Raw genomic sequence first — 12535 nt, 5'->3', positions numbered from 1 at the left:
AGCTCCTGCAGGGTTGAAAATCAGAACTCTTGCTGGTGCGCCGGAGTTCCGGTTTTACGCGGTTGAAAGGTGTAGCCCTGCTGACCGCTGAGTACTTTGTTTGCGCGTTGTACGTCGATGTCCTTTTCCCAGCGGGCGATGGCCACGGTGGCGACACAGTTGCCGATCAGGTTGGTCAGCGCCCGGCCGATGCCCATGAACCAGTCCACCGCCAGCACCAGCACCAGCCCGACCACCGGAATCGCCGGGATCGCTGTCAGTGTCGCCGCCAGAATCACCAGCGCCGAACCGGGAATGCCGTGGGCACCCTTGGAGGTGATCAGCGACACCAGCAGGATCGTCAGCAGGTCGGTCATCGCCAATGGCGTACCGGTGGCGTTGGCGATGAACACAATGGCCAGCGTCAGGTAGATCGAAAAACCGTCGAGGTTGAACGAGTAGCCGGTGGGAATCACCAGCCCGACCGTCGAGCTGCCGATGCCCAGATGTTCGAGTTTGCGCATGATCTGCGGCAGCACGGCATCGGAGGAGGCGGTGCCCATGACGATCAGCAGCTCTTCACGCAGATATTTGAGCAGTGGCCACAGGCGCAGGCCCGAGGCACGCATCACCACACCGAGGATCACGCTGACGAACGCGACGCAGGTCAGGTAGAACAAGCCGACCAGACTGCCCAGGTGCTGCAGCGAATCGAGGCCGTACTTGCTGGTGGTGAAGGCGATGGCGCCGAATACACCGATGGGCGCCAGACGCACGATCATGCCCATGATGCGGAAGATCACGTGGCTCAGTTCGTTGATCAGTCGCGAGATCCCGGAGGCCGCTTCACCCACCAGATTCAGTGCGCTGCCGAACAGCACCGAAAACAGCAGCACCTGCAGGATGTTGTTGTCGGCAAAGGCACCGAGCACCGAAGTCGGGATCAGGTCCATCAGGAACTGCGTGGTGGTGTGCATGTGCTGGCCGCGTTCGGCGATGTCGCCCATGTCAGCGGCGGACAACTGCTCCAGATGGATATTCGCGCCGCTGCCGATCCCGGTGCTGAACGCGAACACCAGACCGATCACCAACGCAATGGTGGTCAGTACTTCAAAGTAGATCACCGATTTGAGGCCGATACGCCCGACCTTCTTCAGATCCCCTGCGCCGCTGATGCCGCTGACCACCACGCAGAACACGATCAGGCCGATCAGCATCTTGATCAGTTTGATGAAGCCGTCGCCCAAGGGTTTGAGCTGAGCGGAATATTCGGGAAGGGTCAGTCCGCAGATGATGCCGAGCACCAGTCCGAGAACCACTTGGAGGAAGATTGAACGCGAGCACCATCTGAGCATGGGAGGAATCCTGGTCGGTGTCCTGGCTGCCGTGTGCGAAGCACATCAGATTCAGGACTTAATTATTGTGGTCTTACCGGTATGTCCAGTGCAGGCGCAGTCTACGCGCGGGATTTCTTGAAATACAAGGGGGAGGTCGGAAATTGGCATGACCGGTCTGACCAGTGGTGCTTTGCACGGTGTTGCCGTGGAGCCCGTTCGCAACGAAAAAGCCCGGCGATGTTCGGCCGGGCTGGTTTGTGCTGACGCTGGCGGATTTCAATCTGCTCAGTAAGGCACGTTGCGCTTCAGGATATTGAGCTTGAAGTCGAGAACACCGGCGCTGCGGTTCGAGTTGGTGCGTACGAACGTGCCGACTCTGGGGTCATGCTTGTTGCGACTTTGCCCGGCGCACAACAGCGCGCCGCTTCGGGTCTGGATTCTGACGGTGGGCGTATCCGTTTCGATCTGATCCAGCGTGATGATATTGCCCTTGGCATTGAGCAAGTTGAACGTAGTCTGGTCTCCATCTTCGGTTGCATAAGAGTTTAAGAAGTCTTTTTCTTCACGGCTGATGGTTCTGTAGTAGTACTCGCCTGGCGTGAAAATATAGATAGTGTAGTAGTCGTCAAGGCAGCGGAAGTAAAGAGTCAGTGCGTCCGGTGCAACATCCGGCTTGAGAAAGAGATAGTTTGAAACATCCAGGTGGTGGGAGAACGTAAAAGCTTCATAATCAGGACGCGGAGTCGTGACCTTTCTGCCATACGTCAACTTGGGGAAGTGCGGGTAGCCATAGCGAGTGCTCAATGTTGCAATAAAGGATTTTTCCTGATTGGTGCTCATGGTATTACTCGATTATTTGAGTGCTGATAAATAAACAGCGGACTGTTCAATGGCGTAAATATTGAATGTTTGATCGTTGATGTCAGATTTCGTCGGGATCACTGAGAAACGATGCATTGCGCTCGATGATGTTCAGTGTGAACGGCAGGCCTGTGTTATCCGTCTCGGCCAGGTAGTTGTAGGGCGCGCCTCGTCGACGCAGCGCTGTTATCTGGCCGGCGTTGCGTGCCTTGAGCCGCACTCGCTGACGATCACCGCCCATGTCCTGCAAGGTGATGATCCGGTTATCGTGGCTCAGCAAGTTGAAAGAGGTGGTATCGCTGCCCGCCGGCAGAAAAGCCCCTAACACCCCGGCGCGACCCTTGCTCAAGCAATAGCCGGTGTGTGTGGCGTGGTCGCGGATGTAAAGGTGGTAATAGTCATCAGTGCAGCGGAAATAAATGTTCATGAGTTGAACATTCTTTACTTCCCTTTGGGGGCGGCAACCCAATAGATGGGCATCATCGATCGTTTTGGGGGCGCCTGTATAAAAACCACCGGAAAATGAATGGTCATAACGCAAGACTGGGTTTTCATAAAGCGCGCCCAGGACGTTCAGATGGTGCTGGTCCAGTGTTAGTGTTGCGATAAATGACTTTTGTCTGTTTGTTGTCATGAACTCTTCCTTGAGTTTTTGATGGGTGTTTCTTTGTTGTGTGTGGATTTTTAGTTGCTGTTGCGTGTTCTGTCTTTAACACTAACAGCTAAGTTTTGTTGATGTCCTGTTTTTCTTTGAAGTTGTTGTTTCAAGTTTTAAGTGAGGCGGCAGCGACTTTCAAGCAGACGAAAAAAAACCGGCCAATCACTTGGCCGGTTTTTCATGCTGCTGATTTAACGTCGCATCAAGCGCCGTATACCGGCAGTTTCTTGCAGATGGCTTTGACTTTCTCACGAACGGCGTCGATCACCGCTTCGTTGTTCAGGTCAGCCAGGATGTCGCAGATCCAGCCGGCCAGCTCTTTGCACTCTGCCTCTTTGAAGCCACGAGTGGTCACAGCCGGAGTACCGAAGCGCAGGCCGGAAGTGACGAACGGCGAGCGTGGGTCGTTTGGCACGGAGTTCTTGTTCACGGTGATGAACGCTTTGCCCAGCGCGGCGTCGGCGTCTTTACCCGAGATGTCCTGCTTGATCAGCGACAGCAGGAACAGGTGGTTCTTGGTACCGCCGGAAACCACGTCGAAACCGCGCTCGATGAACACTTCGGCCATGGCCTGGGCGTTCTTCACCACTTGTTCCTGGTAAGCCTTGAACTCAGGCTGCAGCGCTTCCTTGAAGCAGATCGCTTTAGCAGCGATCACGTGCTCCAGCGGGCCACCCTGGGCGCCCGGGAATACCGCAGAGTTCAGCTTCTTCTCGATGTCGGCGTTGGCGCGCGCCAGGATCAGACCGCCACGTGGACCGCGCAGGGTCTTGTGCGTGGTGGTGGTCACGACGTCAGCGAAAGGTACCGGGTTCGGGTAGACGCCAGCGGCGACCAGACCGGCCACGTGAGCCATGTCGACGAACAGGTAGGCACCGACTTTGTCCGCGATGGCGCGGAAGCGCGGGAAGTCCAGAATCTGCGAGTAGGCAGAGAAACCGGCCACGATCATTTTCGGCTTGTGCTCAACGGCCAGACGCTCGACTTCGTCGTAGTCGATCAGGCCATTGGCGTCGATGCCGTACTGCACGGCGTTGTACAGCTTGCCGGAGGAGGAAACGCTGGCGCCGTGGGTCAGGTGACCACCGTGGGCCAGGCTCATGCCCAGAATGGTGTCGCCACCTTGCAGCAGGGCCAGGTAAACCGCGGCGTTGGCTTGCGAACCAGCGTGCGGCTGAACGTTGGCGTAATCGGCGCCGAACAACTCTTTGGCGCGGTCGATGGCCAGTTGTTCAACGACGTCAACGTACTCGCAACCACCGTAGTAGCGCTTGCCCGGATAGCCTTCGGCGTATTTGTTGGTCAGTACCGAGCCTTGAGCTTCCATCACCGCAGGGCTGGTGTAGTTTTCCGAAGCGATCAGCTCAATGTGCTCTTCCTGGCGCTGAGCTTCTTGCTCCATGGCGGCAAAGAGATCGGCGTCGTACTTGGCAATAGTCAAATCACGGCTGAACATGGCGGTCCTCAAGGATCGGGGGCAGAAAAGGGGGGCATTCTAACCCAATGGGTTTTGGATGGCATATGAAACGACATCATGTCGCAGACAAGTGGCGTTCATGACAGATGTGCGGTGCTTTTGAAGGCCTCTTCGCGAGCAGGCTCGCTCCCACAGTAATCGAGGCAGGCCTGCGATTTTGTGATCGACATCAATCCCTGTGGGAGCGAGCCTGCTCGCGAAAGGCGCGCCGCCGATGTTCAGTCGAACATGAACAGCGCATCATTGCTGAACTGCGCTTCAAACCGGCTCGCCGGCATCGGCCGGCCGAACAGATAGCCCTGCACTTCATCGCAGCCGTGCTCGCGCAGGAAGTCCAGTTGCTCATGGGTTTCCACGCCCTCGGCGATCACCGCCAGATTGAGGCTGTGGGCCATGGCGATGATCGCGCGGGCGATCTGCGCGTCCTGCTCGCCGGACGGCAGGCCGTCGACGAAGGTACGGTCGATCTTCAGCACGTCGATCGGGAACTGCTTGAGGTAGTTCAGCGATGAATAACCGGTGCCGAAATCGTCGACCGCGATACTCAGACCAAGGTTTTTCAGCCCGGCGAGAATCTGCATGGCCTCGCTGACTTCGCGCATCAGGATACTTTCGGTCAGCTCCAGTTCCAGGCACGCCGGTGGCAGCCCGGTTTCCCGCAGGATGGTGGCGATGCGTGTACCGAGCTGGCCATCGGAGAACTGCCGCGCCGAGATGTTCACCGACACCTTCGGCACGCGAACCCGGTTCTGGTGCCAGGTCTTGAGCTGGCGGCAGGCTTCGCTGATGACCCAGTCGCCAACGTCGACCACCAGACCGAGCTCTTCCAGCACCGGAATGAAATCCCCCGGCGGCACCAGCCCGCGACGCGGATGGCGCCAGCGCAGCAGCGCTTCGGCACCGGTCAGGCGTTTGCCGTCGCCGCTGAACTGCGGCTGGTAATACAGGACGAATTCGTTCTGTTCCAGCGCATGGCGCAGATCGCTTTCCAGCTCAAGACGCTCCAGCGCACTGGCGTTCATGTCGGCCTGATAGAACTGGAAGTTGTTCTTGCCACGCTCCTTGGCGTGGTACATCGCGGTATCGGCGTTCTTCATCAACTGGCTGAGTTCGTTGCCGTCCTGCGGACTCAAAGCGATGCCGATACTGGCGGTGACGAAGAACTCGCGGCCTTCCAGCACGAACGGTTTCACCAGGCTGGCAAGGATCTGCTCGGCCACATGAATCGCCCGGTTCAGCGCCATTTCGCGGCTGGAGCGGTGTTGCAGGAGCAGGGTGAACTCGTCGCCGCCCATGCGCGCCACGGTGTCGTCTTCGTCGACGCAGGCCAGCAGGCGCGTGGCCATGTCTTTCAACATGCGGTCGCCGGCGGCGTGGCCGAGGGAGTCGTTGATCGGCTTGAAGCGGTCGAGGTCGAGGAACATCAGCACCACCCACGACTTCTGCCGTTCGGCCGATTGCAGCGCGGTGTGCAGGCGATCCTGGAACAGCGTGCGGTTCGGCAGGTGGGTCAGGGCGTCGTAGTAGGCGAGGCGATGAATGCGTTGTTCGCTGGCCTTGCGCTCGCTGATGTCGCTGAAGAAACACACGTAACTGGCGAGGTCGCCTTCATCGTCGAGTACCGCGGTGATGCCGACCCACGCCGGGTAATGCTCGCCGTTACGACGCTTGAGCCAGACTTCGCCTTCCCAGGTGCTGTGCTGATGCAGTTGCTTGAGCACGTAACGCAGGTGTGCGTCCTGTTGTTCGTCGACGGTGAGCATGTTCGGCAACTGATCGAGCACTTCCGAGACGGCATAACCGCTGACCCGGCTGAAGGCTTCGTTGGCCTGCACGATGTAACCGGCGGGGTCGGTGATCAGGATCGCCGAAGTCGAGTGCTCGAATACCGTGGCCGCCATACGCAGGTCTTTTTCGGCGCGGCGCTGCTGGCTGATGTCGCGGCCGACGCCTAGCACGCCTTCGAACGCGCCGTGTTCGTCCCACACCAGCACCAGGCGCAGCTCGATCGGAATCTTGCGACCGTCGGCGCGCAGGCAGTCGAACAGGAACATCTGCGTCTGCACCTGGCTTCGCAGCTGTGCGAGTTGCTCAGGCTTGTCGAGCGCTTTGCTGACCCGGTCCATCAGGGAATAGATGCCGCTCAGCTGTTGCGGGTTGGCGATGGTCGATTGCCAGCCGTTCTGGAAAATCCACTCGGCGTCGTAACCCAGCACCGCCTGCACCGACGGGCTGACGTAGTTCAACGACAGCTTGCTGTCGGTGGAGAAAATCACGTCGCTGATGCTTTCGGCGAGCATGCGGTAGCGCTGTTCGCTGTCACGCAGCGATTCACTGGCCTCGATCTGCTCGGTGATGTCCTTGGCCACGCCGATGATCCGCGTAACCTGATCGTGTTTGTCGCGGGCCAGCGCTTGCTCACGAATGTCGAAGCGCCGCCACTTGCCGTCACGATGGCGGAAGCGCAGCTGACATTGCAGCAACTGACTGTAACCGGCGTGCCGCTGCATCTGCCGTGAGCGGTGGTAATAGTCGGCGTCTTCCGGGTGCAGGAGGATTTCCCAGAAGTACTCGCCCATCTGGTGCAGCTCGGAGCGGTTGTAACCGAGGGTCTGGCCGAGGTGATGGTTGCTGAAGATCATCCGCTGGCTGATCACGTCCTGCACATACAGATGATCCGGCACCGTGCGCACCACGTCCGACCAGAAACCTTCGCGCTCCAGCAGCGACAGTTCGATCAGCTTGCGGCTGGTGATGTCGTTGATGCTCAGAATCACCGCTTTATAGTCGTGCAGCTCTTCAGGCAGGCGCAGAACCATCCACAGGTGCTGATCGCGGCCATTGATATCCGGCAGTCTGATTTCCAGTTCCAGTTGATTCTGTTGCTGCAGAACGGCGTCGAGCACCTGGTTGCCGATGGCGCACTGGCTGTGCGGCTGGCCGTCGATCAGCAGTTGCCAGGCGTGCTCGCAGGAATTGACATTGAGCAGCTGCAGCGCGACCTGATTGACCTCGGTAACGCGCAGTTCTTGCAGCAGTTGCTGGCGCTGGACCGGTTGGTCGAGCCAGGCTTTGAGCTGGTCGCTGGTCTGGATCTGTGCTTTGTCGAACACCTGCTTGAGGCCGGACAGATCGAGCACACACAACGCAACGCCAGTGCCTTCAAAGATGTCCTGATAACGCCGGCGGCCTTCATGCAACTGGCGCTGGCGGCGACGCATGTTCAGCAGCGCGATCACTGGCAGCATCGAGAACGCCAGACCCAGCAGGCATTTGCCGATAAACGCTGGCAACAGTTCTTCGAGCACCCGCTGACGGTCGAACAGCCCGCGCAACTGCCAGTCGCTGCTGCTCAGCGGCACGGTTAAAACAGTGTTGGCCAGGTCGTCGGGGCTCAGCACGCCGGGCCTGGCTGAAGACAGCGCTTCGTCGCGGCTGATGATCTGGTGGTTGAGGCGGTTTTCCACCAGCCACAACGGGCGGATGCCGGTTTCGCCCTGCTGGGTCAGCGAGTCGAAGAAGGTCGGGGTCAGGCGCAACACCCAGTAACCGCGCGTGCTGCCGCTGGCTTGATGCAATAACAGATGCACCACCGAGCCGTCGTCGGCGTTGCTGAAGTAATGCGCCTGGGCGCGGCTGCGGCGCACCAGTTCAGCGAGGTAATCGGCGTCGTGGCTGTCGCTGGCGCTGTCGTTGAGGATTTTCCCGGACGGGCTGAGCAGGGCCAGGCTGCGTACGTCCGGCAGCGATTGCTGGAGCTTGCGCAGCAGCGCCTGCTGTTCGTCGGACGACTGCGGTTGTTCGACGATCGGTAGCAGGTTGAGGGCGATTTGCGCATTCAGCGACATGTTCAGGCTGACCTGTGAGGCGAGGTCGGCGGTGTAGTCGATGGTGTACTGGCGCTGGTTTTTCTGGGTCTCGCGCAATTGGTCGAGCAACTGCCAGAACAGCAATGCCAGCAGCAAAAGTACCAGCGTCGCCAAGGCACCCTTCAATGTTCCGCGCAGGGGCGAGCCGGTCCCCGGGTTGGACGCGCTCACAGAAGCTGGCGGGGTAACGTTGGACAAGCTGAAATCCTGCGGTTTGGCTGGACTGGCGCGACGTGCACTATAAGCCGGACGCCCGAAGGGCGGCTAGCATGCCTTGAGTTGTGGCGAAGTGCCAGCCCCACTCGGCTGGACTGCCTTCCGTCATTCAGGTAGCTTTGCCGGTTACGCGGGAGCGTTCCAGCTCCTAGACTCAGACTTTTTCAGCGCGCACGCATTGATGACCATCAAGTGAACGACGCGCATCGGTCTGGCCGGGCATCGCCTGCGCTCCAATCATTCATCTGTCACTGACCCAAGGTTCTCCATGGCTCAATACGTCTTCACCATGCATCGGCTGGGCAAAGTTGTTCCGCCGAAGCGGGAAATCCTGAAAAACATTTCGCTGTCGTTCTTCCCCGGCGCCAAGATCGGCGTACTCGGCCTCAACGGTTCGGGTAAGTCCACGCTGCTGAAAATCATGGCCGGCGTCGACACCGAGTTCGAGGGCGAAGCCCGTCCGATGCCGGACCTGAACATCGGTTATCTGCCGCAAGAACCACAACTTGATCCGACCAAGACCGTGCGTGAAGTGGTCGAGGAAGCCGTCAGCGTGATCAAGGACGCGCAAGCGCGTCTGGACGAGGTCTACGCCGCTTACGCTGACCCGGATGCCGACTTCGACAAGCTGGCTGCCGAGCAGGCCAAGCTCGAAGCAATCCTGCAGGCCAGCGATGGTCACAACCTGGAGCGTCAACTGGAAGTCGCCGCCGATGCGCTGCGTCTGCCGGCGTGGGATGCCAAGGTCGAACACCTGTCCGGTGGTGAAAAGCGTCGTGTGGCCCTGTGTCGTCTGCTGCTGTCCGCCCCGGACATGCTGCTGCTCGACGAACCGACCAACCACCTGGACGCTGACTCCGTGGCGTGGCTGGAGCACTTCCTGCACGACTTCCCGGGCACCGTGGTCGCGATCACGCACGACCGTTACTTCCTGGATAACGTTGCTGGCTGGATTCTCGAACTCGACCGCGGCGCGGGCATTCCTTACGAGGGCAACTATTCGGGTTGGCTGGAAGCCAAGTCCGATCGTCTGGCCCAGGAATCCAAGCAACAGTCGGCTCACGAAAAAGCCATGAAGGAAGAACTGGAGTGGGTGCGCAAAGGCGCCAAGGCCCGCCAGTCGAAATCCAAGGCACGTCTGCAACGCTTCGAAGAAATGCAATCGCAGGAATTCCAGAAGCGTTCGGAAACCAACGAGATCTACATCCCGGCCGGTCCGCGTCTGGGCGACAAGGTCATCGAATTCAAGAACGTCACCAAGGGCTACGGCGATCGCGTCCTGATCGACAACCTGTCGTTCTCCATGCCGAAGGGCGCCATTGTGGGCGTGATCGGTGGTAACGGTGCCGGTAAATCGACCCTGTTCCGCATGCTGATGGGCAAGGAAACGCCGGATTCGGGCAGCATCGAAATCGGCGAAACCGTGCAACTGGCCTGCGTTGACCAGAGCCGTGAAGACCTCGACGGCAGCAAGACCGTGTTCCAGCAGATCTCCGACGGTTCCGACCAGATCCGCATCGGCAACTACGAGATCCCGTCGCGCACCTACGTCGGTCGCTTCAACTTCAAGGGCGGCGACCAGCAGAAGTTCGTCAAGGACCTGTCCGGTGGTGAGCGCGGTCGTCTGCACCTGGCGCTGACCTTGAAGGAGGGCGGCAACGTCCTGCTGCTCGACGAACCGTCCAACGACCTCGACGTTGAAACCCTGCGTTCCCTGGAAGAAGCCTTGCTGGACTTCCCGGGCGCCGCCATTGTGATCTCTCACGATCGCTGGTTCCTGGACCGCGTCGCGACCCACATCCTGGCGTACGAAGACGACTCGCAAGCGGTGTTCTTCGAAGGCAACTACACCGAGTACGAAGCCGACCGCAAAAAGCGTCTTGGCGAAGCGGCGGCCCAGCCACACCGGGTACGCCACAAGAAACTGGCCTGATTCGGGTTGGTTGGATGAAAAAGCGGAGCCTTCGGGCTCCGTTTTTTTTGCCTGGGTTTCTTCAGCAATACCGGGTTGCGTTCATCGCTGGCAAGCCAGCTCCCACAGGATTTTTGTTGTACCTGGATTGTGTGAGCGCCACGAAAACTGTGGGAGCTGGCTTGCCAGCGATAGCGGTGTAACTGCTGGTGCATCACTTCAATTTGAACTCCCCATTCAGGTGCAATATCAGTCCAAAAAGCCCTCTGATTTATATCCTGTGCACCATTTAATTTCATAACTGCGACATTTTGCGCTGTTCCTGTGCGCAAATCGTTTGTTACAGTCCGGCTCAATCGCTTCCAACGACAATAAATTTGCCGAGACTTTTCCCATGATCGAATCCGTCGAATCCTTCCTCGCCCGACTGAAAAAACGCGACCCGGATCAACCCGAATTCCACCAGGCCGTCGAAGAAGTCCTGCGCAGTCTGTGGCCGTTTCTCGAAGCCAATCCGCATTACCTGACCTCAGGGATTCTGGAGCGTATCTGCGAGCCGGAGCGGGCGATTGTGTTTCGCGTGTCGTGGGTCGACGATCAGGGCAAGGTCCAGGTCAATCGCGGTTTCCGCATCCAGATGAACAGCGCCATCGGCCCGTACAAGGGCGGCTTGCGCTTCCATCCTTCGGTGAACCTGGGCGTGCTGAAGTTTCTCGCCTTCGAACAGACCTTCAAGAACTCCCTGACCTCATTGCCCATGGGCGGCGGCAAGGGCGGTTCGGACTTCGATCCGAAAGGCAAAAGCGACGCCGAAGTGATGCGTTTTTGTCAGGCGTTCATGAGCGAGCTGTACCGCCACATCGGCGCGGACGTCGATGTGCCGGCTGGCGACATCGGTGTCGGGGCGCGGGAGATCGGCTTTCTGTTCGGCCAGTACAAACGCCTGAGCAACCAGTTCACCAGCGTGTTGACCGGCAAAGGCATGACCTACGGCGGCAGCCTGATTCGCCCGGAAGCCACCGGTTTCGGTTGCGTGTACTTCGCCGAAGAAATGCTCAAGCGCCGCGGACAGGCCGTCGAAGGCAAACGCGTGGCGATCTCCGGTTCCGGCAATGTCGCCCAGTACGCGGCGCGCAAGGTCATGAACCTGGGCGGCAAGGTGATTTCCCTGTCCGACTCCGAAGGCACGTTGTACTGCGAATCGGGCCTGAGCGAAGAACAGTGGCTGGCGCTGCTGGAACTGAAAAACGTCAAACGCGGACGCATCAGCGAATTGGCCACGGCGTTCGGTCTGGAGTTCCGCGCCGGGCAGTTGCCGTGGTCGCTGCCGTGCGACATCGCGTTGCCGTGCGCCACGCAGAACGAACTCGACGCCAACGCCGCGCGCACACTGCTGCGCAACGGCTGCGTGTGCGTCGCCGAGGGCGCAAACATGCCGACCACGCTGGAGGCTGTGGATATCTTTATCGAGGCCGGCATTCTGTTCGCCCCGGGCAAGGCGTCGAACGCCGGCGGGGTCGCGGTCAGCGGGCTGGAGATGTCGCAGAACGCCATGCGCCTGCTGTGGACCGCTGGCGAGGTGGACAGCAAGTTGCACGCGATCATGCAGTCGATCCACCACGCTTGCGTGCATTACGGCGAAGAGAACGGGCGGATCAACTACGTCAAAGGCGCGAACATCGCCGGCTTCGTCAAAGTCGCCGATGCGATGTTGGCCCAGGGCGTGGTTTAAGCCGGTTCGATGCGAATCACTTCAATCACCTGATCGCCAGCGGGGCGCTGCCACAGCACCTCGTCATTGAGCCGGGCGCCGAGCAGCGCCCGGCCCAGCGGCGAGCCCCAGTTGATCAGGCCCTGACTGGCGTCGGCCTGATCTTCGCCGACCAGTTGCACCCGACTTTCGGTGTCGTGCTCGTCGGCAAAGGTCACCCAACTGCCAATCTGCACTTTTTCGGTAGAGGTCGCGGGGGCAACGACCTGCGCGCTGGTGAGGCGTTGGTTGAAGTAGCGCAAATCCCTTTCGAGATCGGCCAGGCGCTGCTTGTCGGCTTGTTCGCCCTTGGCCGATTGTTCGGCGTGCAGGGCTTGCAGCTCGGCGACTTTGGCCTGCAGCTGTGCCAGCCCCTGCGGTGTGACGTAATTGGGCTGCGCGCTGACCTGCCGTTCGACGGGCTGATCGGCTTGCGCGGCGGCATTGTCTTCGTTGACGAAAGCGCGGCTCATGCT

General features: G+C 59.4%; 8 protein-coding genes. 2 read left to right on the top strand and 6 right to left on the bottom strand.

What is annotated here, in order from left to right:
* Window positions 1–20: 20 nt before the first annotated feature.
* The 5 genes from ACTJKS_RS05305 to ACTJKS_RS05285 form a co-directional block, all read right to left on the bottom strand.
* Window positions 21–1334 carry a C4-dicarboxylate transporter DctA gene (locus ACTJKS_RS05305; protein ID WP_095668274.1) on the bottom strand — a complete coding sequence of 438 codons (1314 nt, stop codon included), beginning with the start codon at window positions 1332–1334 and terminating at the stop codon, window positions 21–23.
* 267 nt (window positions 1335–1601) lie between these two features.
* Window positions 1602–2156, bottom strand: a complete 555-nt coding sequence (locus ACTJKS_RS05300) for a hypothetical protein (RefSeq protein WP_198758322.1) — start codon at window positions 2154–2156, stop codon at window positions 1602–1604.
* An 82-nt stretch (window positions 2157–2238) separates the two neighbouring features.
* Window positions 2239–2811, bottom strand: a complete 573-nt coding sequence (locus tag ACTJKS_RS05295) for a hypothetical protein (protein WP_198758323.1) — start codon at window positions 2809–2811, stop codon at window positions 2239–2241.
* A gap of 226 nt (window positions 2812–3037) precedes the next feature.
* Window positions 3038–4291, bottom strand: a complete 1254-nt coding sequence (gene glyA, locus ACTJKS_RS05290) for a serine hydroxymethyltransferase (RefSeq protein WP_103367280.1) — start codon at window positions 4289–4291, stop codon at window positions 3038–3040.
* Window positions 4292–4530: 239 nt separating this feature from the next.
* Window positions 4531–8379 carry a sensor domain-containing protein gene (locus ACTJKS_RS05285; protein ID WP_041065245.1) on the bottom strand — a complete coding sequence of 1283 codons (3849 nt, stop codon included), beginning with the start codon at window positions 8377–8379 and terminating at the stop codon, window positions 4531–4533.
* A 286-nt stretch (window positions 8380–8665) separates the two neighbouring features.
* Between ACTJKS_RS05285 and ettA the strand changes: the two genes are divergently transcribed.
* Complete coding sequence (ettA, locus tag ACTJKS_RS05280; RefSeq protein WP_041065248.1) at window positions 8666–10330, top strand: energy-dependent translational throttle protein EttA; 1665 nt, start codon at window positions 8666–8668, stop codon at window positions 10328–10330.
* Window positions 10331–10703: 373 nt separating this feature from the next.
* Complete coding sequence (gene gdhA, locus ACTJKS_RS05275) at window positions 10704–12041, top strand: NADP-specific glutamate dehydrogenase (RefSeq protein WP_262948103.1); 1338 nt, start codon at window positions 10704–10706, stop codon at window positions 12039–12041.
* On the opposite strand, the gene ACTJKS_RS05270 is transcribed toward gdhA, so the two are convergent.
* The gene (locus ACTJKS_RS05270) at window positions 12038–12532 is read right to left on the bottom strand and encodes a GreA/GreB family elongation factor (protein WP_262948102.1); all 495 of its coding nucleotides are present in this window, start codon (window positions 12530–12532) and stop codon (window positions 12038–12040) included. The genes gdhA and ACTJKS_RS05270 overlap by 4 nt on opposite strands.
* Window positions 12533–12535: the final 3 nt, after the last annotated feature.

The sequence above is a fragment of the Pseudomonas sp. 22189 genome, assembly GCF_052045635.1.
Lineage (GTDB): Bacteria > Pseudomonadota > Gammaproteobacteria > Pseudomonadales > Pseudomonadaceae > Aquipseudomonas > Aquipseudomonas parakoreensis.
The sequence above is the reverse complement of the archived record's forward strand: the minus strand, read 5'-3'. Positions and strand labels throughout refer to the sequence as shown.

Excerpts from the sequence above, each read along its gene's own strand:
- glyA (WP_103367280.1), bottom strand. The coding sequence starts at position 4,291 with ATGTTCAGCCGTGATTTGACTATTGCCAAGTACGACGCCGATCTCTTT.
- ACTJKS_RS05305 (WP_095668274.1), bottom strand. The coding sequence starts at position 1,334 with ATGCTCAGATGGTGCTCGCGTTCAATCTTCCTCCAAGTGGTTCTCGGA.
- ACTJKS_RS05270 (WP_262948102.1), bottom strand. The coding sequence starts at position 12,532 with ATGAGCCGCGCTTTCGTCAACGAAGACAATGCCGCCGCGCAAGCCGAT.
- ettA (WP_041065248.1), top strand. The coding sequence starts at position 8,666 with ATGGCTCAATACGTCTTCACCATGCATCGGCTGGGCAAAGTTGTTCCG.
- ACTJKS_RS05295 (WP_198758323.1), bottom strand. The coding sequence starts at position 2,811 with ATGACAACAAACAGACAAAAGTCATTTATCGCAACACTAACACTGGAC.
- gdhA (WP_262948103.1), top strand. The coding sequence starts at position 10,704 with ATGATCGAATCCGTCGAATCCTTCCTCGCCCGACTGAAAAAACGCGAC.
- ACTJKS_RS05300 (WP_198758322.1), bottom strand. The coding sequence starts at position 2,156 with ATGAGCACCAATCAGGAAAAATCCTTTATTGCAACATTGAGCACTCGC.